The sequence below is a fragment of the Streptomyces sp. NPDC037273 genome, from assembly GCF_055603625.1.
Genome location: NZ_JBVJVO010000017.1, coordinates 115,962 through 135,306 on the forward strand (window position 1 = coordinate 115,962; position 19,345 = coordinate 135,306).

Annotated in this window: 23 protein-coding genes, 1 tRNA gene and 1 riboswitch; of the genes, 7 read left to right on the top strand and 17 right to left on the bottom strand. The window is 70.6% G+C overall.

The features are described from left to right. Positions 1–12: 12 nt before the first annotated feature. Genes ACZ7G1_RS33160 through ACZ7G1_RS33170 form a run of 3 tightly spaced genes read right to left on the bottom strand, consistent with a single transcriptional unit; the run spans position 13 to position 2,683 of the window. Complete coding sequence (locus ACZ7G1_RS33160; RefSeq protein WP_470876526.1) at positions 13–993, bottom strand: ABC transporter ATP-binding protein; 981 nt, start codon at positions 991–993, stop codon at positions 13–15. Positions 994–1,005: 12 nt separating this feature from the next. Further along, entirely contained in the window at positions 1,006–1,890 is an 885-nt protein-coding gene (locus ACZ7G1_RS33165; protein ID WP_470876528.1) for an ABC transporter permease, read from the bottom strand. Further along, the gene (locus ACZ7G1_RS33170) at positions 1,883–2,683 is read right to left on the bottom strand and encodes an ABC transporter permease (RefSeq protein ID WP_470876705.1); all 801 of its coding nucleotides are present in this window, start codon (positions 2,681–2,683) and stop codon (positions 1,883–1,885) included. The genes ACZ7G1_RS33165 and ACZ7G1_RS33170 overlap by 8 nt, the downstream gene beginning before the upstream one ends. 215 nt (positions 2,684–2,898) lie before the next feature. Here ACZ7G1_RS33170 and ACZ7G1_RS33175 point away from each other — a divergent pair, with 215 nt between their 5' ends. Further along, positions 2,899–5,085: a transglycosylase domain-containing protein gene (locus ACZ7G1_RS33175; protein ID WP_470876530.1), complete on the top strand. Its 2,187-nt coding sequence runs from the start codon at positions 2,899–2,901 to the stop codon at positions 5,083–5,085. Here ACZ7G1_RS33175 and ACZ7G1_RS33180 read toward each other — a convergent pair. The 3 genes from ACZ7G1_RS33180 to ACZ7G1_RS33190 form a co-directional block, all read right to left on the bottom strand. Beyond that, complete coding sequence (locus ACZ7G1_RS33180; protein WP_470876532.1) at positions 5,079–5,399, bottom strand: DMT family transporter; 321 nt, start codon at positions 5,397–5,399, stop codon at positions 5,079–5,081. The genes ACZ7G1_RS33175 and ACZ7G1_RS33180 overlap by 7 nt on opposite strands. A 31-nt stretch (positions 5,400–5,430) precedes the next feature. After that, a riboswitch (guanidine-III (ykkC-III) riboswitch) is annotated at positions 5,431–5,498 on the bottom strand. A 53-nt stretch (positions 5,499–5,551) separates the two neighbouring features. Next, complete coding sequence (locus ACZ7G1_RS33185; RefSeq protein ID WP_470876534.1) at positions 5,552–5,887, bottom strand: GroES family chaperonin; 336 nt, start codon at positions 5,885–5,887, stop codon at positions 5,552–5,554. Positions 5,888–5,933: 46 nt separating this feature from the next. Then, positions 5,934–6,254, bottom strand: a complete 321-nt coding sequence (locus ACZ7G1_RS33190; protein WP_470876535.1) for a DUF3618 domain-containing protein — start codon at positions 6,252–6,254, stop codon at positions 5,934–5,936. A 136-nt stretch (positions 6,255–6,390) separates the two neighbouring features. Here ACZ7G1_RS33190 and bcp point away from each other — a divergent pair, with 136 nt between their 5' ends. The 3 genes from bcp to ACZ7G1_RS33205 all read left to right on the top strand — a co-directional run bounded on the left by bcp (position 6,391) and on the right by ACZ7G1_RS33205 (position 8,111). After that, on the top strand, positions 6,391–6,858 hold the full coding sequence (bcp, locus tag ACZ7G1_RS33195; protein ID WP_470876537.1) for a thioredoxin-dependent thiol peroxidase: 468 nt from the start codon (positions 6,391–6,393) through the stop codon (positions 6,856–6,858). 138 nt (positions 6,859–6,996) lie between these two features. Continuing rightward, entirely contained in the window at positions 6,997–8,007 is a 1,011-nt protein-coding gene (locus tag ACZ7G1_RS33200) for an HNH endonuclease signature motif containing protein (RefSeq protein WP_470876539.1), read from the top strand. Positions 8,008–8,027: 20 nt separating this feature from the next. Continuing rightward, positions 8,028–8,111: transfer RNA gene (locus ACZ7G1_RS33205), tRNA-Leu, on the top strand. 52 nt (positions 8,112–8,163) lie between these two features. Here the strand turns inward: ACZ7G1_RS33205 and rdgB are convergent. From rdgB to ACZ7G1_RS33225, 4 genes are all read right to left on the bottom strand, one after another. After that, complete coding sequence (gene rdgB / locus ACZ7G1_RS33210; RefSeq protein ID WP_470876541.1) at positions 8,164–8,772, bottom strand: RdgB/HAM1 family non-canonical purine NTP pyrophosphatase; 609 nt, start codon at positions 8,770–8,772, stop codon at positions 8,164–8,166. An 8-nt stretch (positions 8,773–8,780) separates the two neighbouring features. Beyond that, positions 8,781–9,161, bottom strand: a complete 381-nt coding sequence (locus tag ACZ7G1_RS33215) for a hypothetical protein (RefSeq protein WP_470876543.1) — start codon at positions 9,159–9,161, stop codon at positions 8,781–8,783. Positions 9,162–9,280: 119 nt separating this feature from the next. After that, entirely contained in the window at positions 9,281–10,012 is a 732-nt protein-coding gene (gene rph / locus ACZ7G1_RS33220) for a ribonuclease PH (RefSeq protein WP_402470493.1), read from the bottom strand. Positions 10,013–10,149: 137 nt separating this feature from the next. Then, positions 10,150–10,422, bottom strand: coding sequence for a PTS sugar transporter subunit IIB (locus ACZ7G1_RS33225; RefSeq protein WP_470876707.1), 273 nt, complete (start codon positions 10,420–10,422; stop codon positions 10,150–10,152). 196 nt (positions 10,423–10,618) lie between these two features. Between ACZ7G1_RS33225 and ACZ7G1_RS33230 the strand changes: the two genes are divergently transcribed. Both ACZ7G1_RS33230 and ACZ7G1_RS33235 read left to right on the top strand, forming a co-directional pair. After that, positions 10,619–11,917: a PTS transporter subunit EIIC gene (locus tag ACZ7G1_RS33230; protein WP_470876545.1), complete on the top strand. Its 1,299-nt coding sequence runs from the start codon at positions 10,619–10,621 to the stop codon at positions 11,915–11,917. 286 nt (positions 11,918–12,203) lie between these two features. Further along, complete coding sequence (locus ACZ7G1_RS33235; RefSeq protein WP_470876547.1) at positions 12,204–13,469, top strand: PTS transporter subunit EIIC; 1,266 nt, start codon at positions 12,204–12,206, stop codon at positions 13,467–13,469. Positions 13,470–13,557: 88 nt separating this feature from the next. Here ACZ7G1_RS33235 and ACZ7G1_RS33240 read toward each other — a convergent pair whose 3' ends face one another. Next, complete coding sequence (locus tag ACZ7G1_RS33240; protein WP_470876548.1) at positions 13,558–14,310, bottom strand: MBL fold metallo-hydrolase; 753 nt, start codon at positions 14,308–14,310, stop codon at positions 13,558–13,560. A gap of 203 nt (positions 14,311–14,513) precedes the next feature. Here ACZ7G1_RS33240 and ACZ7G1_RS33245 point away from each other — a divergent pair, with 203 nt between their 5' ends. Beyond that, the gene (locus ACZ7G1_RS33245; protein ID WP_470876549.1) at positions 14,514–14,975 is read left to right on the top strand and encodes a type II toxin-antitoxin system PemK/MazF family toxin; all 462 of its coding nucleotides are present in this window, start codon (positions 14,514–14,516) and stop codon (positions 14,973–14,975) included. Positions 14,976–14,999: 24 nt separating this feature from the next. On the opposite strand, the gene ACZ7G1_RS33250 is transcribed toward ACZ7G1_RS33245, so the two are convergent. From ACZ7G1_RS33250 to ACZ7G1_RS33275, 6 genes are all read right to left on the bottom strand, one after another. Further along, a complete protein-coding gene (locus ACZ7G1_RS33250) occupies positions 15,000–15,950 on the bottom strand; it encodes a PLP-dependent cysteine synthase family protein (RefSeq protein WP_017237081.1) in 951 nt (316 codons plus the stop codon). A 5-nt stretch (positions 15,951–15,955) separates the two neighbouring features. Then, positions 15,956–16,234: a MoaD/ThiS family protein gene (locus ACZ7G1_RS33255; protein WP_470876550.1), complete on the bottom strand. Its 279-nt coding sequence runs from the start codon at positions 16,232–16,234 to the stop codon at positions 15,956–15,958. A 95-nt stretch (positions 16,235–16,329) separates the two neighbouring features. Continuing rightward, positions 16,330–16,446: a putative leader peptide gene (locus tag ACZ7G1_RS33260; RefSeq protein ID WP_470876552.1), complete on the bottom strand. Its 117-nt coding sequence runs from the start codon at positions 16,444–16,446 to the stop codon at positions 16,330–16,332. Positions 16,447–16,490: 44 nt separating this feature from the next. After that, the gene (locus ACZ7G1_RS33265; RefSeq protein ID WP_470876553.1) at positions 16,491–17,276 is read right to left on the bottom strand and encodes an ABC transporter ATP-binding protein; all 786 of its coding nucleotides are present in this window, start codon (positions 17,274–17,276) and stop codon (positions 16,491–16,493) included. After that, complete coding sequence (locus tag ACZ7G1_RS33270; RefSeq protein ID WP_470876555.1) at positions 17,273–18,343, bottom strand: FecCD family ABC transporter permease; 1,071 nt, start codon at positions 18,341–18,343, stop codon at positions 17,273–17,275. The genes ACZ7G1_RS33265 and ACZ7G1_RS33270 overlap by 4 nt, the downstream gene beginning before the upstream one ends. Then, positions 18,340–19,314 carry an ABC transporter substrate-binding protein gene (locus ACZ7G1_RS33275; protein ID WP_470876556.1) on the bottom strand — a complete coding sequence of 325 codons (975 nt, stop codon included), beginning with the start codon at positions 19,312–19,314 and terminating at the stop codon, positions 18,340–18,342. The genes ACZ7G1_RS33270 and ACZ7G1_RS33275 overlap by 4 nt, the downstream gene beginning before the upstream one ends. Between the last annotated feature and the right edge of the window lie 31 nt (positions 19,315–19,345).

The following is a 19,345-nucleotide window of genomic DNA, read 5'->3' on the forward strand; positions in this document are numbered from 1 at the left end:
GCACTCGACCTCCTACATCAGGGACTCCCGGCGCTCGTCGCGAGTTCCCCCGTACATCTTCGCGATCACGGCCTCGATGTCCGGCTCCCGCACCGAGAGGTCGAGGAGGGGGTGGCTCGCGGCGACGGCGGCGACGAGGGGTGCGGCGGAGGCGCCGGCCGGGAAGGCGAGCCATTGGCGGGGGCCCTCGGAGCGTACGAAGCGGGCGCCGGGGACGTCGGTGATCGGGGGGAGCTCGCGTTCCAGGTCGACGACGAGGAGGCGTTCGCTGTCGCCGACGGCGTGCAGGCCGGCGAGTTCGCCGTCGTACATCAGGCGTCCGTGGTCGATGACCATGACCCGGGAGCAGAGCTGCTCGATGTCGGTGAGGTCGTGGGTGGTGAGGAGGACCGTGGTGCCGTGGGCGGCGTTCAGCTCGCGGAGGAAGTCCCGGACCCGCGCCTTGGAGACGACGTCGAGGCCGATGGTCGGCTCGTCGAGGTAAAGGACGTCGGGGTCGTGGAGGAGGGCGGCGGCGATGTCGCCGCGCATCCGCTGGCCGAGGGAGAGCTGGCGGACCGGGACGTCGAGGAGCTCGCCGAGGTCGAGGAGGTCGACGCAGCGGTCGAGGTTCTCGCGGTAGCGGGCGTCGGGGATGCGGTACATGCGGTGCATGAGCCGGTACGAGTCCCTGAGCGGCAGGTCCCACCAGAGGGTGGTGCGCTGGCCGAAGACGACTCCTATCCGCTGGGCGAGCCGGGTGCGCTCGCGGGCGGGGTCGATGCCGGCGACCCGCAGCCGGCCGGCGGTGGGGGTGAGGATGCCGGTGAGCATCTTGATCGTGGTGGACTTCCCGGCGCCGTTGGGGCCGATGTAGCCGACCATCTCGCCGCGTTCGACGCCGAAGCCGATGCCGTCGACGGCCCGGACCTCCCGTTTCTCGCGGCGGAACAGGCCCGCCTTGCGGCGGACCGTGAAGACCTTCTCGACCCCGTCGAGTTCGATGAAGGGCATGGACTCCGGACCTCAGCTTCCTGTCGATCGGTACGAGCGGATTCCGGCCCGCCAGGCGAGGCCCGCGACGGCGCAGCAGACGGCGGCCACCAGCGGTGACGCGAAGGCCGCCGCGTCCGGCACGCCGGCCGGGGCGGGTCTGCCGAGCACGTGGAGGGCGGGGAGCCAGTTCACGAAGGCGAGCGGTACGACGTAGACGACACCGCGCACCAGCTCCTGGGCGAAGATCGTCGGCGGGTACTGGAGGAGGGTGTTGCCGCCGTAGGTGAAGGAGTTGGTGACCTCCGCCGCGTCCTGCATCCAGAACAGGGTGGACGCCCCGAGCACCATGACGGCGGCGAAGATCACCGCCCCGCAGATCAGGGTCACCGGGATCAGGGCCACCTTCACCAGCGTCCACTCCACGTCGAGCAGTACCAGGGCCCACACCAGCACCATCAGCCCCTGCGCGACCCGGCCGAACCGCCGCAGCGCGAACTTGTCCGCGGCGACCTGGGCGAGCAGCGGCGCGGGGCGCATCAGGAAGGTGTCGAGCGAGCCGTCCCTGACGCGTTTCCCCATCCGCTGGAGCGAGCCCATCGTCAGGTCGGCGATCCCGAAGGAGGTGCCGGTCAGGCCGTACAGGAGGGCTACCTCGGCGAAGGAGAAGCCGCCGAGGCCCTTCACCTGGCCGAACATCAGGAGGATGACGACGAAGTCGAAGAAGGTGACGCAGAAGCTGGTGAGGACGGTGAGCGCGAAGGAGGCACGGTAGGTCATCGTGGAGCGGATCCACATGGCCGCCACCATGCGGTACGTGCGGAGGGAGTCGGCCACCGGCCGGGACGCGCGCGTGGAGCCGCCCGGTTCGCCGTCAGCCGTGAGCGTCTGGTTCGTGAGCGTCTGGTTCTCAGCCACCCTGGACCACCACCTTCCTGGTCGCCGCCGCCTGGGCGATGCGGCCCGCGCCGAGGAGGACGAGGGCCCAGCAGAGCTGGAAGGCGTACGCGCCCGCGAGGTCCCAGCCCTGGTACTTGCCGAGGTAGACGTCGGCCGGCACCTGGAGGAGGGAGGCCCAGGGGAGGAGGCGGGCGATCTCGCCGAGGGTGCCGGGGAAGACGTTGAGCGGGAGGAGCATGCCGGAGAAGAAGAGGCCGCCGAGCCAGGCGACCTGGACGACGCCCTGGCCGTCGAGGAGCCAGAAGGCGCTCATGGCCACGGCGTACCAGATCGCGAAGCCGACGACGGAGCCGAGGGCGACGGCGAGGAGGAAGGCGAGCCAGGCGCCGGGGCCCGAGGGCAGGGTGAAGCCGAAGACGAGGGCGCCGAGCGTCATCGGGGCGACCCCGCGGCCGAGGAGCTGGTAGCCGGAGCGGCCGGCGTTGGCCGAGAACCACCAGGCCTGGAGGTCGGCCGGGCGGTACAGGTCGACGGCGATGTCGCCGGTCCTGATCCGTTCGATGAGCTCGTCCTCGAAGCCGCCGCCCATCAGGCCGCAGACGGTGATGAGGGCCTGTCCGATCCACACATAGGCGAGGGCGTCGTCCATGGAGTAGCCGCCGAGCTGGGGGCGTTCGTCCCAGAGGGCGATATAGGTGTACGACAGGATGAGGCCGAAGACGCTGTTGGTGAAGACACCTGCCACCGTCGCCACCCGGTAGGTGGCATGGCGTCGGAAGCCACCCGCGGCCACCGTCGCGTACAGCCGCAGCATGAGGCTCCCCTTCGGATACGAAGTTCCCGGTACGAAGTTCCGGTACGAGGTTCCCGGCGCGAGGTCCCCGCGAGGCCGGGACGAACTTTCGGTACGAATGACGGCGAAGCGCACGACCCTAGCGGGGCGGGGTGGGGTGCCGCGAGCCGATTTCCCGTCAGGAACGGGTCGTGATCGGGAGTTTCGTCCGGTTCCGTGCAGTATGTGATGCCATGTCCCCTTCCTCAGGTACGAGCGACACCCCCCGGCCATCCCGCCCGGGCTGGGAACCGAGGGACCCCACCCTCCCCTCCCGGCAGCACGACGAACGGCCCGACGAATGGACCGCCGGTCTGCCTGACGACCGCCCCGGGAGGCGTCCCCGCCGTCTCCGGCGCGTTCTGCGGGCCCTCTTCGGGCTCCTGGTGCTCGGCGTGCTGCTGCTCGCCGGGGCGTTCACCGCCGGCTACCTCCTGGTGGAGATCCCGCCCGCCAACGCCGCCGCCCTCGCGCAGTCCAACGTCTACCTCTACCGCGACGGCAGCCCGCTGGCCCGCGACGGCGAGGTCAACCGCGAGAACGTCCCGCTCGGCCAGGTGCCGCTCGCCGTCCGGCGGGCGGTCCTCGCAGCCGAGGACCGCGACTTCCACAGCTCGCGGGCGGTGGACCCCAAGGCGATGGTCCGCGCGGCCTGGAACACGGTGACCGGCAAGGGCCGCCAGTCCGGCTCGACGATCACCCAGCAGTACGTGAAGAACTACTACCTCGGCCAGGAGCAGACGCTCACCCGCAAGGCCAAGGAGTTCTTCATCGCGATCAAGCTGGAACGCGAGAAGAGCAAGGACGAGATCCTGGAGGGGTACCTCAACACCAGCTACTTCGGCCGCAACGCCTACGGGGTCCAGGCGGCCGCCCGCGCCTACTACGGCAAGGACGTCGAGCGCCTCGACACCGCCGAAGGCGCGTACCTCGCCTCGCTGCTCAAGGCCCCCAGCGCCTACGACGTCACCACCCACCCCGAGAACCGGGCCAAGGCCGTCGCCCGCTGGAACTACGTGCTCGACGGCATGGTCACCGAGGGCTGGCTGGACCGCGCGGCCCGGGCCACCGCCCGCTTCCCCGCGCCGCAGACGGCACGGCCCGCGACCGCGCTCTCCGGCCAGCGCGGGTACCTCGTCCAAGCGGTCGAGGAGTACCTGACGGACCACGGGATCGTCGACGAGAAGACCCTCGCCGGCGGCGGCTTCCGCATCACGACCACGCTCGAGCCCGCCAAGCAGGACGCGCTGGTGCGGGCCGTCGAGGACCAGGTCATCTCGCGCCTCGACCCGGCCCGCGCACCCGCCGACCGCTACGTCCGCGTCGGGGCCGCCGCCGTCGACCCGGCCACCGGAAGCGTCCTCGCCCTGTACGGCGGCATCGACTACACCCAGCAGTACGTCAACAACGCCACCCGCCGCGACTACCAGGTCGGCTCCACCTTCAAGCCGTTCGTCTTCACCGCGGCCGTCCAGAGCGGCGCCCAGACCCAGCAGGGCCTGCCCATCACCCCGTACACCCTCTACGACGGCACCAACCGGCGCCCGGTGGAGGGCTGGAGCGGCAGCATGTACGACCCCGCCAACGAGGACGACGCCAGTTACGGGGAGATCGCCGTCGGCGCCGCCACGGACCTGTCCGTGAACGCGGTGTACGCCCAGATGGCGGTCGACGTCGGGCCCGCGCACGTACGGCGGACCGCGATCGCCCTCGGTCTGCCCCGCTCGACCCCCGACCTCACCGCCTCCCCCTCCATCGCCCTCGGGCCCGCCACCGCCAGCGTCCTCGACATGACGGCGGCCTACGCGACGCTCGCCGCCCACGGCCGGCACGGCACCTACACCCTGGTCTCCGCCGTCACCCGCGGCGGCCAGGACATCGGGCTGCCGGACGGCCCGGCGCGACAGGCCGTGAGCCGGGAGGCCGCCGACACCACGACGTCCATCCTGCGCAGCGTCGTCGAGGCGGGCACCGGCACGGCGGCCCAGGCCGCGGGCCGCCCGGCCGCCGGGAAGACCGGCACGGCCGAGGACGACAAGGCCGCCTGGTTCGCGGGGTACACACCCGAACTCGCCACCGTCGTCGCCCTCATGGGCCAGGACCCCGAATCAGGCCGCCAGGAACCGCTCTACGGGGCCCTTGGCCTCCCCCGCGTCAACGGCGGCGGCCCGCCGGCCGCGATCTGGGGCCAGTTCACCCGCGACGCGCTGGCCGGCACGGCCCCCAAGGACTTCGAACTCCAGCTGATGCCCGGAGCGGAGGAGATGCCGGCGGTACCGCCGATGCCGGACGGTTCGGACGAGGCGTACGTGACGGGCGAGGCGGGGCCGGGGGCGGCGTCCCGAGGGCCCCGGCCCGCCCGCACCGCTCGGGGTCAGTGACCCGAGGTCGCCTTGAGCCCCACCACGGCGACGAGCAGCAGACAGACGAAGAAGATCCGGGCGGCGGTCGCCGGCTCACCGAGCACCACCATGCCGAGCACCGCCGCGCCGGCCGCGCCGATGCCGACCCACACGCCGTACGCCGTGCCGATCGGCAGCGTCTTGGCCGCCTGCGACAGCAGCATCATGGAGGCGATGATCCCGGCGGCCGTGAACACGCTGGGCCAGAGGCGGGTGAAGCCCTCGGTGTACTTCATGCCGATCGACCAGCCGACTTCCAGCAGACCTGCGACGACGAGCAGAACCCAGGCCATGACGAGACACCTCCGCGAGACGGGAAACAGGGGTGCGTCGTCTTGTCCGGCCCGGTACGGCGCGTCTCGTCGGGTGTCTCCAGGCTAGCAAAGAAAACGCAAAGGCCCTGGTGACGGTGGTCACCAGGGCCTTCGCGCTGTCGCGGCCTCGCCTACAGGTAGAGGCCGGTGTCCGAAGCGCCCTGGAAGCGGTCGGCGGCCACCGCGTGCAGGTCGCGCTCCCGCATCAGGACGTACGCCACGCCCCGCACCTCGACCTCGGCGCGGTCCTCGGGGTCGTACAGCACCCGGTCGCCGATCTCGACGGTGCGGACGTTCTGGCCGACCGCGACCACCTCGGCCCAGGACAGCCGGCGGCCCACCGCGGCGGTGGCCGGGATCAGGATGCCGCCGCCGGACCGCCGCTCCCCCTCCGGAGAGTCGGTGCGGACCAGGACCCGGTCGTGCAGCATCCGGATGGGCAGCTTGTCGTGCGTGTTCTCGCTCACGGACCGAACCTACCTGCCCGGGCGTGTCGCCCGTAGCCGGGAGGAGTCATCCCCGGTTCTTCCGCGAGGACGCCACGAGCAGCCCGACGACCGCCACGGTCGCGAGGGCCACCGGAACGACCCGCTCAAGGCGGGGTGCGCCGTCCTCGTGGGTGAAACGTGCCTTCACGTCCGAGACGACCCGGTTGACCGCGACGAAGGCGCGGCCGACGGTCTGGTCGACCGTCGAGGCGACCTTGGCCTTCGCGTCCCCGATGATCGTCTGCGGGTGCACCCGAATGCCGATCTCGTCGAGAGTGACGGCGAGCTGCTCGCGCCGGCGGATGATGTCCGCCTCGATCTGCGCAGGGGTCCTGACGTCCGACACCGCGCTGCCTCCGTAGTCGTGATCCGGTCGTTTGCCGTCAGTCTGTCAGTTCCGGCGCCGCCGGGCCGCGCCAGACCCCCGTTAGCCCCCATTAGGCTCTGAACGCGTACGCAGAACATTCCGAGGAGAGCCAGCCATGAGCGAGCGACTGCAGCCCGGCGACACCGCCCCGGCCTTCACCCTTCCCGACGCGGACGGCAACGAGGTCTCCCTCGCGGACCACAAGGGCCGCAAGGTCATCGTCTACTTCTACCCCGCCGCCCTCACCCCCGGCTGCACCAAGCAGGCCTGCGACTTCACCGACAACCTCGACGTCCTCGCCGCCGCCGGCTACGACGTCATCGGCGTCTCCCCCGACAAGCCGGAAAAGCTCGCCAAGTTCCGCGACAAGGAAAACCTCAAGGTCACCCTCGTCGGCGACCCCGACAAGACCACCCTCGAGGCCTACGGCGCCTTCGGCGAGAAGAAGCTCTACGGCAAGGTCGTCACCGGCGTCATCCGCTCCACCGTCGTCGTCGACGAGGCCGGCAAGATCGAGCACGCCTTCTACAACGTCAAGGCCACCGGCCACGTCGCCAAGATCATCCGGGACCTGGGCATCTGAGCCCGCGCCTTCGCCGGAACGGCCCGCACCCCCGGAAGGGCGGTGCGGGCCGTTCCGCATTGCGGATGTGACCGTCCGATATTCGGCTCGTTAGTCCGTACGAGGCTGCGAACAGGCGGCCGGAGCGGAGGGGGTCCGATGGGGACGAGCGCGTACACGAAGGAACGGCTCAGCGCCGCCGTGGCGGAGTCGAAAGGATGGGCGGATCTCATGCGCCGCCTCGGCGTCGCCGAGAGCGGGGGACGGCGCCGCACGCTCCAGTCACGGATTGCCGAGTTCGGCATCGACACCGGCCACTTCAAGCATCGCAGCCCCTGGCGCAAGTACACGGACGACGCCATCGCCGAGGCGGTCGCCTCCTCCACGACCTTGCGTGAAGTCGCCCGGAAGCTCGGAGTGCCGCCGGCGACCGGAACGCTCTCTCACATCCGGCGTCGCATCGCGGCCGCCGGGATCGACGTGAGCCGGTTTCCCGGCCTGAACCGCTCGACGACGGACCTGCCGTTCACCACGGAGGAGCTGGGAACTGCCGCAGCGGCCGCGCGAAGCGTCAGAGAGATGGCTCGTCTGTTGGGCGTGAGTGACGACGGCAGATCTCGTGCAGCACTCAGGCACATGCTCCACGAGCGGGGAATCGAAGTCACCCACTTCACCCACAGGCGCCTCGATGTGCCGGAAGACCTTCTGCGGACGGCGGTGAAGGACGCCGTCAGCTTCGCCGACGTGATGCGCACGCTCGGCCTCCCCGTGACCGACCAGAATCACCGCCGAGTCCGACGACGGGTGGCAGAGCTGGACCTCGACACGTCGCACTTCAAGCGACGCACGTGGGGCACCGTGCGTGCCACGGCACCCAAGCCCATCGCGGACACGGTCTTCCGGGTACGCCCAGAGGGGTCGTCACGCGAGAACCGCGACCGGCTCCAGCGCGCCCTCACCGAGGTGGGCGTCCCGTATCGCTGCGTCGAGTGCGGCAACGAGGGCGCATGGCGGGGCGGGTCCATCACCTTGCAGATCGACCACATCAACGGGAACTGGCTCGACAACCGACGCGAGAACCTTCGCTACCTGTGCCCCAACTGCCACGCACTGACCGAGACCTGGTGCCGCGGAAAACATCGACGCACCCCGCAGACGGATACCGCGTGACCGTTACCATTGCCGTGCCGGCGGCCGTGGTGGAATTGGCAGTCACGCTGGGTTTAGGTCCCAGTGGGTTAACACCCGTGGGGGTTCGAGTCCCCCCGGCCGCACACACGCGAAGGGCCGTCCGAATCGGGCGGCCCTTCGTTGCGAGCGAGCCCCTCAGCCCAGCAGTTCCTTCACCACCGGCACCAGGGCCCTGAAGGCCTTGCCCCGGTGGCTGATGGCGTTCTTTTCCGGCGGGGAGAGTTCCGCGCAGGTCACGTCGTAGCCCTGCGGCTGGAGGATCGGGTCGTAGCCGAAGCCGTTGGTGCCGACGGGGACGTGGCGGAGGGTGCCTGGCATGCGGCCTTCGACGACGCGTTCGGTGCCGTCGGGGAGGGCGAGTGCCGCGGCGCAGGCGAAGTGGGCGCCTCGGTGTTCGTCGGCGATGTCGCCGAGCTGGGCCAGGAGGAGGTTCAGGTTGGCCTTGTCGTCGCCGTGGGTGCCGGCCCAGCGGGCGGAGAAGATGCCGGGGGCGCCGTTGAGGACGTCGACGCAGAGGCCGGAGTCGTCGGCGACGGCGGGGAGGCCGGTGGCGCGGGCCAGGGCGTGGGCCTTGAGGAGGGCGTTCTCGGCGAAGGTGACGCCGGTTTCCTTGACGTCGGGGACGTCGGGGTACGCGTCCGCGCCGACGAGTTCGAGGTCGAGGCCTGCGTCGGCGAGGATCGCGTGGAGTTCGGTGATCTTGCCCTTGTTGCGGGTGGCGAGGATCAGTCGCTGTCGGGTCATGCCAGGGATTATCCCGGGGTGCAGACCTTGGCGACCTCGCCGGCGGCGTCGGTGATCGGCGTGATGTCGGGGGTGGTGTCGCCGTTCTTGACCGCCGTGCGGACGGTGTCGACGCCCTTGGTGAGGTCGTCGACGGCCTTGGAGAGGTCGGCGTTGTCGGTGGTGTTCTTGAGGTTGCCGAGCTCGGTGGAGATCGAGTTGAGGGACTCCTCGATCTGCGTGACGTCGTTGGAGGCGTTGGAGACGGCCTGCTGGAGGTTCTGGACGGACGTGGCTATCGCGTCGGCGGTCTTGACGCAGTCCATGGCGGTGTCGAGGGCTCCGCAGCCGCTCAGGACGGTGGTGAGCGCGGCGGCGGTGGCCACGGCGAGTGCGAGACGGCGCTTCAAGGCGGGTCCTCCCCGGAGACGTACAGAACGGACGGGCCCACGCGTGCGCGGGCGTACAAGCGGACGGGCGGGCGCCCGGATCGTATCCGGGTGCCCGCCCGACAGGACGCGGTGAGGTGTCAGAGGGTTCCTTCGAGGGCCTTGCGCTGGATCTCGGCGAGTTCGGCGCAGCCGCCGGAGGCGAGGTCGAGGAGGGCGTTGAGCTCCTTGCGGTCGAAGGGCTCGGCCTCGGCGGTGCCCTGGACCTCGACGAAGCGGCCGTCGCCGGTGCAGACGACGTTCATGTCGGTGTCGGCGCGGACGTCCTCCTCGTAGCAGAGGTCGAGGAGGGGGGTGCCGTCGACGATGCCGACGGAGACGGCGGCGACGGTGCCGGTGAGCGGCTTGCGGCCGGGCTTGACGAGCTTCTTGCCCTGGGCCCAGGTGACGGCGTCGGCGAGGGCGACGTAGGCGCCGGTGATGGCGGCGGTGCGGGTGCCGCCGTCGGCCTGGAGGACGTCGCAGTCGAGGACGATGGTGTTCTCGCCGAGGGCCTTGTAGTCGATGACGGCGCGCAGGGAGCGGCCGATGAGGCGGGAGATCTCGTGGGTGCGGCCGCCGATCTTGCCGCGGACGGACTCGCGGTCGCCGCGGGTGTTGGTGGCGCGCGGGAGCATGGAGTATTCGCCGGTGACCCAGCCTTCGCCGCTGCCCTTGCGCCAGCGGGGGACGCCTTCGGTGACGGAGGCGGTGCAGAAGACCTTGGTGTCGCCGAAGGAGATGAGGACGGAGCCCTCGGCGTGCTTGCTCCATCCGCGGTCGATGGTGACGGGGCGGAGCTGTTCGGGGGTACGGCCGTCGATACGAGACATGCCACGAGCGTAGCCGGAGCCGCCGGGGCGGCCGCTCCCCCGCGGGGCGCGGGTGGCCGGATCCCGGTGGACATGCGCGAGGGCCCGTTCCCCTGTCGGAACGGGCCCTCGTCAGGAAGTGAGCGGGGTGCTCACGCTCACATCAGGTCTTCGATCTCCGCGGCGATCGGGTCGGCGTCGGTGCCGATGACGACCTGGATGGCGGTGCCCATCTTCACGACGCCGTGGGCGCCGGCGGCCTTCAGGGCGGCCTCGTCGACGAGACCGGGGTCGACAACTTCGGTACGGAGGCGGGTGATGCAGCCCTCGACCTCTTCGATGTTCTCGATGCCGCCGAGCCCGGCGACGATCTTCTCAGCCTTGCTGGCCATGTGTTTCTCCCTGTCCGTTCTGTTCGCGCGAGCGCGAATCTCGGCGCACCTGAGGTCCGCTTTGTCACGGTAACCCACGGTTGGCCCAACTTCGCGAGCGCATGCCGCCGTTCTGCCGAATGATGACGATCACCGGCGGCCTGTCCTCAGCGGGCTCCCGGAGCCTACCGCAACTGGTCTACACCAGTGTGCAACGGAACGCGGACCCGGCTTGTTCCGGGCAGGGAGGACGCCGATGAGTACCGACAGCGCCGCGGCACGGCCGAAGAAGTCCGTGTGGGGCGGACTCTTCCAGGGCCTGCAGAAGATGGGCCGCAGCCTCCAGCTCCCCATCGCCGTCCTTCCGGCCGCCGGCATCATCAACCGGCTGGGCCAGCCGGACGTGTTCGGCGCCGACGGCCTCGGCTGGGACAACGTCGCCAAGGTGATGTCGGGCGCCGGCGGCGCGCTGCTCGACGGCAGCCTCGGCCTGCCGCTGCTGTTCTGCATCGGCGTGGCCATCGGCATGGCGAAGAAGTCGGACGGCTCGACGGCCCTCGCCGCGGTGGTCGGCTTCCTCGTCTACTACACGGTCCTGCGCCAGTTCCCGAAGGACTGCCCCACGGGTACGAAGGACATCAGCGGCGGCTGCCTGGGCGCCGGGGACGCCTTCGCGGGGTACACGTACCAGAACCCCGGGGTCTTCGGCGGCATCGTCATGGGCCTGCTGGCCGCCTGGTTCTGGCAGCGCTACCACCGGGTGAAGCTGGTCGACTGGCTCGGCTTCTTCAACGGCCGCCGGCTCGTCCCGATCATCATGGCCTTCGTCGCGATCGCCTTCGCCGCGATCTGCCTGTGGATCTGGCCGCCGATCGGCGACGCCCTGGAGAGCTTCAGCGACTGGCTGGTCGGTCTTGGGGCCTGGGGTTCGGGCATCTTCGGCGTGGCCAACCGCGCGCTGCTCGTGATCGGTCTGCACCAGTTCCTGAACGTGCCCATCTGGTTCCAGTTCGGCTCGTACACGAAGCCGGACGGCACGGTGGTCCACGGTGACATCAGCATGTTCCTGGCGGGCGACCCGAACGCCGGCCAGTTCACCACCGGCTTCTTCCCGATCATGATGTTCGCGCTGCCCGCGGCGGCGCTCGCGATCACCCACTGCGCCAAGCCGCACCGCCGCAAGGCGGTCGGCGGCATGATGCTCTCGGTCGCCTTGACCTCGTTCGTCACCGGCATCACCGAGCCGATCGAGTACTCGTTCCTCTTCATCGCGCCGCTGCTGTACGCGATCCACGCGGTGCTCACGGGTGTCTCGATGGCGCTGACCTGGGCGCTCGGCGTGAAGGACGGCTTCAGCTTCTCGGCGGGCCTGATCGACTACGTGATCAACTGGAACCTGGCGACGAAACCGTGGCTGATCATTCCGATCGGCCTGGGCTTCGCGGTCGTGTACTACGTGATCTTCCGGTTCGCGATCATCAAGTTCAACCTTCCCACCCCGGGCCGCGAGCCCGAGGAGGTGGAGGAGGAGATCGAGCGGGACAACGTCAAGTGACCCCGCGACGCCCCCTCACACCCTGACCGATCCGGGGCTTTCGTCCCTCCCGTAAGCCCCTCCAAAGGCCCTCGGACCTCACGGTCCGGGGGCCTTATGTCGTGCATTTCAGGCTATGGCCGAGCCCACAAAATTCGCAGGTTCCTTATCTAAGTCTCACGTGCTAAAACTGGTCTACACCACTGATTGGTGTAGACCACGCGGTCCAGACCACCGCGTTCCACGAGACGTCGCCTCCCCCCGTGTTCATGTCCCCGGCGGCGCCTTGCCTTACTGGAGGAAGTTGATGAGTACGGCCACCGCCCAGGCCGCCGCTCCCGCGAAGAAGCGCGGATCCGGCCTGTTCCAGGGCCTGCAGAAGGTCGGTCGCAGCCTGCAGCTGCCGATCGCCGTTCTGCCGGCCGCGGGTATCTTGCTCCGTCTCGGCCAGCCGGACGTCTTCGGCGACAAGGGTCTCGGCTGGGACAAGGTCGCCTCGGTCTTCGCCACCGCAGGCGGCGCGGTCTTCGACAACCTGCCCCTGCTCTTCTGCATCGGCGTCGCCATCGGCTTCGCCAAGAAGGCGGACGGCTCCACCGCCCTGGCCGCGCTCGTCGGCTTCCTGGTCTACAGCAACGTGCTGAAGGCCTTCCCGATCACCGAGGCCGTCGTCAACACGACCGCCAACAAGGGTGTCGACGTCGCCGCGACGTACAACAACCCCGGTGTCCTCGGCGGCATCCTGATGGGTCTGCTCTCCGCGGTCCTGTGGCAGAAGTTCCACCGCACCAAGCTCGTCGACTGGCTCGGCTTCTTCAACGGCCGCCGTCTCGTCCCGATCATCATGGCCTTCGTCGGCACCGCCGTCGGCGTGCTGTTCGGCCTGGTCTGGGAGCCGATCGGCAACGGCATCTCCAGCTTCGGCGAGTGGATGACCGGCCTCGGTGCCGGTGGCGCCGGCCTCTTCGGCCTCATCAACCGCGCGCTGATCCCGGTCGGCATGCACCAGTTCGTGAACACCGTCTCCTGGTTCCAGATCGGTGACTTCACCGACGCGGCCGGCCAGGTCGTCCACGGTGACCTCAACCGCTTCTTCGCCGGTGACCCGAGCGCCGGAATCTTCATGTCGGGCTTCTTCCCGATCATGATGTTCGGCCTCCCGGCCGCCGCCATCGCCATCGCCCACGCCGCTCGCCCCGAGCGCCGCAAGGCCGTCATGGGCATGATGGTGTCCCTCGCGCTGACCTCCTTCGTCACCGGTATCACCGAGCCGATCGAGTTCACCTTCATGTTCATCGCGCCGCTGCTGTACGCGATCCACGCGGTCCTGACCGCCGTCTCGATGGCCGTCACCTGGGCCTTCGGTGTCCACGCCGGCTTCACCTTCTCCGCCGGTGGCATCGACTACCTGCTCAACTGGAACCTGGCGACCAAGCCGTGGCTGATCATCCCGATCGGTCTCGTCTTCGCGGCGATCTACTACGTGGTCTTCCGCTTCGCGATCACCAAGTTCAACCTCCCCACCCCGGGCCGCGAGCCCGAGGAGGAGATCGAGGACCTCACCAAGGCGTGAGCCTCACCCGCACCGAAGGGGAAGGCCCCGGAACCGTCCAGGTTCCGGGGCCTTCCCCTTTCTCGTGCGTACGAGGGGCGACCGGCGCTCAGACCTCGTAGACCGCGCCCGGCCGCGCCAGCTCCGACGGACCCGCGTAGACCTCGCGGGCGTCGGCGAGGTTCCGCTCGCCGTCGGTCCACGGGGGGATGTGGGTGAGGACCAGGCGGCCCACCCCGGCGCGGGTCGCGTGGGCGCCGGCCTCGCGGCCGTTGAGGTGGAGGGCGGGGATGTCCTCCTTGCCGTGGGTGAAGGAGGCCTCGCAGAGGAAGAGGTCGGTGCCGTCGGCGAGGTCGTGCAGGGCGTCGCAGACGCCGGTGTCACCCGAGTAGGTGAGCGAACGGCCGCCGTGCTCGACCCGGATGCCGTACGCCTCCACCGGGTGGCACACCTTCTCCGTACGGACGGAGAACGGGCCGATCTCGAAGCTGCCCGACTTCAGCGTGCGGAAGTCGAACACCTCGCTCATCGAGGAGGGCGAAGGGGTGTCGGCGTACGCCGTGGTCAGCCGCTGCTCGGCACCCTCCGGCGCGTAGACCGGGATCGCGTCGCAGCGCCCGCCCTCGTGCCGGTAGTAGCGGGCCACGAAGTACCCGCACATGTCGATGCAGTGGTCGGCGTGGAGATGGCTGAGGAAGATCGCGTCGAGGTCGTACAGACCGATGTGTCGTTGCAGCTCGCCCAGGGCGCCGTTGCCCATGTCGAGGAGCAACCGGAAGCCGTCGGCCTCGACGAGGTAGCTCGAACAGGCCGATTCCGCGGACGGGAACGACCCGGAGCAACCGACGACGGTGAGCTTCATGGAGCGTGAACCTCCGTGGACGGGTACGGAAAGCGCGCTGAGGGAGGGGGAGGCTGTGCGATCTGTCGAGCGTAAGGCGCACCCGGGCCTGTCGCTCCTTCGTGGTGGCCCGTTGTGGGCGAACTCACGGGCTCTGTCACCGGTTCGGATGGATGGCGGGCCGTTACGGCGAAGCGAACCGTGCGCCGGTACCGTCTTGAGGTATGGACACGTCATGGTGGCCCGCGCTGGTCGCGGTCGTGGTGATCGCGCTGGTGGTGGCACTCGCCGACGGCAGGAGGCGAGCCGCACGCCGGCCCCCGGGGCGGACACGGCCCCCGCGCGGGCCCGCCGGGCCGCGGAAGGCTCCGTCACGGCTGCCCCGCGCCGCCGAGATCTGGTGGGCGGACGTGCCCTTCGAGGACGGGCCCGGTTCGAAGGACCGGCCCTGTCTGGTCCTGTCCGTACGGGGGGACAGCGCGCTCGTCGCGAAGATCACCAGCAAGTACCACGACGAGCGGCCCGGGGTGATCGCGCTGCCGCCGGGGGCGGTCGGCGACGCGCAGGGGCGGCCGAGCTTCCTGGAGACGGACGAGCTGCGGGAGGTGCCGGTGGAGGACTTCCGGCGGAGGGTCGGCGAGGCGGACCCGGTCGTCTGGGACCAGGTCCGCCATCTGGCGCGCTAGCGCGCCCGGGGTCCTGCGGGGGCGCTACGCCCAGAGCTGGCCCTGGACGGTCGCGATGGCCTCTTCGGTGGTGGCGGCGGTGTAGAGGCCGGTGGAGAGGTACTTCCAGCCGCCGTCGGCCACGACGAAGGCGATGTCCGCGGATTCGCCCGCCTTGAGCGCCTTGTTGCCGACGCCGATGGCGGCGTGCAGCGCGGCGCCGGTGGAGACGCCGGCGAAGATGCCCTCCTGCTGGAGGAGTTCACGGGTGCGGGTGACCGCGTCGGCGGAGCCGACGGAGAAGCGGGTGGTGAGGACCGAGGCGTCGTAGAGCTCGGGGACGAAGCCCTCGTCGAGGTTGCGGAGGCCGTAGACGAGGTCGTCGTAGCGGGGCTCGGCGGCGACGATCTTCACGTCGGGCTTGTGCTCGCGGAGGTACCGGCCGACGCCCATCAGGGTGCCCGTCGTGCCGAGACCGGCGACGAAGTGGGTGATGGACGGGAGGTCGGCGAGGATCTCCGGGCCGGTGGTGGCGTAGTGGGCGCCCGCGTTGTCCGGGTTGCCGTACTGGTAGAGCATCACCCAGGACGGGTTCTCGGCGGAGAGCTCCTTGGCGACGCGTACGGCCGTGTTGGAGCCGCCCGCCGCGGGGGACGAGATGATCTCGGCGCCCCACATGGCGAGCAGCTGGCGCCGCTCCTCGCTGGTGTTCTCGGGCATGACGCAGACGATGCGGTAGCCCTTGAGCTTGGCGGCCATGGCGAGGGAGATGCCGGTGTTGCCGCTGGTCGGCTCCAGGATGGTGCAGCCGGGGGTGAGCCGGCCGTCCTTCTCGGCCTGCTCGATCATGTGGAGCGCGGGGCGGTCCTTGACCGAGCCGGTCGGGTTGCGGTCCTCCAGCTTCGCCCAGATGCGGACGTCGTCCGAGGGCGAGAGCCGGGGGAGGCGGACCAGCGGCGTGTTGCCGACCGCGGCCAGCGAGGAGTCGTAGCGCATGTGGATCAGACCATGCCACCGGCGACGGCCGGCAGGATCGTGACGTTGTCGCCGTCGGTGAGCTTGGTGTCGATGCCGTCCAGGAAGCGGACGTCCTCGTCGTTCAGGTAGACGTTGACGAAGCGGCGGAGCTTGCCGCCGTCGACGATCCGGGCCTCGATCCCGTTGTGGCGGGACTCCAGGTCGGCGAAGAGCTGAGCGAGGGTCTCGCCGCTGCCCTCGACGGCCTTCTCGCCGTCGGTGTAGGTGCGGAGGATGGTCGGGATGCGGACCTCGATGGCCATGGCGTGGGCTCCTGTCGGAAGTGGCGTGGTGGGCGCGTGGCTGGGGCCCCCGCGCGGAAGGGGGGTCTTGCGGTGAGGTGCGCTCGGCCGGTCGTTCAGAACGCAGCGCGAGTCGTACACATCGCGCTGGCGAGGCGGCACAGGTCGACGTGCAGGCGCGACACGAGCAGGGGTGTGCCCGGAGTCTCTTCGCTCACGTCGTGGGAAACCATGGGCTCATCGTATCGATTCCCGGTCCGGGTTCCGGAATGTGATCTCACATGGTGGAAGGTTCCTGCCCGCCTGGCGGACTGTGCAGGTAGACGACGGTCGGGCTGCCGGTCCTGGGGTGCGGGATGACCTCGGCGTCCACTCCGTAGACGGCGTCGAGGAGCGCGGGGGTGAGGACCTCGGCGGGGGTGCCGCCGGTGACGATCCTGCCGCGTTCGAGGACGTAGAGGCGGTCGCAGTACGCCCCGGCGAGGTTGAGGTCGTGGAGGGCGAGCAGGTTGGTGGTGCCCAGGGTGCGGACGAGGGCGAGGACGTCGAGCTGGTGGCGGATGTCCAGGTGGTTGGTGGGTTCGTCGAGGACGAGCAGGGCGGGGTCCTGGACGAGGGCGCGGGCGACGAGGGCGCGCTGGCGTTCGCCGCCGGAGAGGGTGGGGTACGGGCGTCCGGCGAGGTCCGTGAGGCCGACGCGGGCGAGGGCGGTGTCCACGCGCGCGTGGTCCTCGCCGGTGTCGCCCTCCCAGAACCGCTTGTGCGGGGAGCGGCCGAGGGCGACGAGTTCGCGGACGGTGAGTTCGAACTCGGTGGCGCTGTCCTGGGGGACGGTGGCGACGCGGCGGGCGCGGGCCTTGGGGCCGAGGGCGTGGAGGTCGTCGCCGTCGAGGGCGGCGTGGCCCGCGGTGGGGGTGAGGGTGCCGTAGACGCAGCGCAGGAGGGTGGTCTTGCCGCTGCCGTTGGGGCCGATGAGGCCGACGGTCTCGCCGGGGCGGACGGTGAGGTCGACGGAGCGGAGGCGCTTCTCGTACGAGAGTCCGTGCAGGCGGAGCTCGGTCACGCGGGTGTTCCTTCCGGGCGGCGGCGCATCAGCCAGAGGAAGAAGGGGCCGCCGGTGAGGGCGGTGAGGACGCCGACGGGGATGTCCTGGGGCGCGGCGACGGTCCGGGCGCCGAGGTCGGCGAGGACGAGGGCGAGCGCGCCGCCGAGCGCGGCGACGGGGAGGAGGCGGCGGTGCGGGGCGCCGACGGCGAGGCGGGCGGCGTGCGGGGCCATCAGGCCGATGAAGCCGACGGCTCCGCTGGCGGCGACCATGACGGCGGTGACGAGGGAGGCGAGGACGAAGACGGCGGCGCGGAAGCGGGCGGTGTCGAGGCCGAGGACGGTGGCGCCCTCCTCGCCGGTGAGGAGCAGGTCGAGGGGGCGGGCGAGGGCGAGGAGGGCGCCGACGCCGAGGGCGAGGACGGCGGCGGGCAGGGCGAGGGTGTCCCAGCGGGCGCTGCCGAGTCCGCCGAGGGACCAGTACAGGGCTTCCTGGAACTGTTCGGGCCGGCCGGCGACGACGAGGAGCAGGGTGGCGAGGGCGGACAGGATGTAGGAGACGGCGACTCCGGCGAGGACGAGCCGGGTGCCGGTCATGGTCCCGCCGCGGCGCGCGAGCCCGTAGACGAGGACGAGGGCGAGGAGGGCGCCGGCGAAGGCTCCGGCGGGCAGGGCGAGCGTGGTGGTGACCCCTCCCCCGATGCCGAGGACCAGGACGAGGACGGCGCCGGCGGAGGCTCCGGAGGAGATCCCGAGGAGGAAGGGGTCGGCGAGCCGGTTGCGTACGAGGGCCTGGAGGACGGCGCCGACGACGGCGAGTCCGGCGCCGACGACGGTCCCGAGGAGGACCCGGGGCAGGCGTACGTCGAGCACGATCGTCCGGTACGGCGAGGGGCCCGCCCGCCCGGTGAGGGCGTCGAGGACCTGGCCGGGCGGGACGCGGACGGAGCCGAGGGCGAGGGAGGCGAGCGCGGCGGCGGCGAGGGCGAGGACGAGTCCGGCGACGACGAGCGCGTACCGGACGGGGCGCGCGGGGGCCGGGGCCCGGACGGGAGTCGTCCGGGCCGGCGGGAGGGTCGCGGTCACCGGGCGGCGGGGTGGAGCTGGGCGGCGAGCTTGTCGACGGCGGCGGGGACGCGGACGCCGAGGACGGTGTCGGAGAGCGGCAGGACGGCGAACCTGCGGTTCCTGATCGCGGGGACGTCCTTGAGCGCGGGGTCGTCGAGGAGCCGCTTCTTCTTCTGTTCGACGGTGGTGGAGCCGTAGTCGTAGATCACGACGACCTCGGGGCGGCGGTCGACGACCTGTTCCCAGGTGGCGTCGCCGAAGGCCTTGTCGAGGTCGGCGAAGACGTTCCGGCCGCCGGCGCGGGTGATGAGCTCGTCGCCGATGCCCTTGCCGCCCGCGGTGAAGGCGGTCTTGTCGCCGCTGTCGTACACGAAGACGGAGACGGGTTCGACGCCGGCGAGCCGCTTCGCGGTGGCGGAGACGCCGGCGCGGGCCTGCCGGATCCATGCCTCCGCCCGGTCTCCGACGCCGAACGTGCGGCCGGTCTCGCGGACTTCGCGGTAGAGGTCCTCGACGGAGGGCGAACCCGTGGGGCAGTACTCGGTGTTGAGCCGGGTGTGGATGCCGGAGCGCCCGAGGTCGTCACGGCTGCGGCCGTCCTTGGCGGAGAAGGCCGAGGAGTAACCGCCGTACACGAAGTCGGGATTGGCCGCGAGGAGCGCCTCCTTGGACGGGTACTCCTTCGCCAGGACGGGGACGGAGTCGTACGCCTTCTTGTAGGCGGGCAGGATCGCGTCGTCGAGGTACGCGGTGCCGACGAGCGACTTCTCCAGGCCGAGGGCCAGCATGATCTCGGTGACGTGCTGGTTCATGGCGACCGCGCGCTTCGGCGGCGCCTGGTAGGTGGTCGTCACTCCGCAGTTGGTGACGGTGTACGGGAATCCCGCGGCGGGTTTCGCGGCGGGCGCGGCGGCCTCGGGGGCGGCCGAGCAGGCGGCGAGCAGGGGGATCAGTGCGGCTGCGGACAGCAGCGGGCGGCGCCAGGACATGCGGGAACAGGCCTCCTCCGGGGATTTCCAC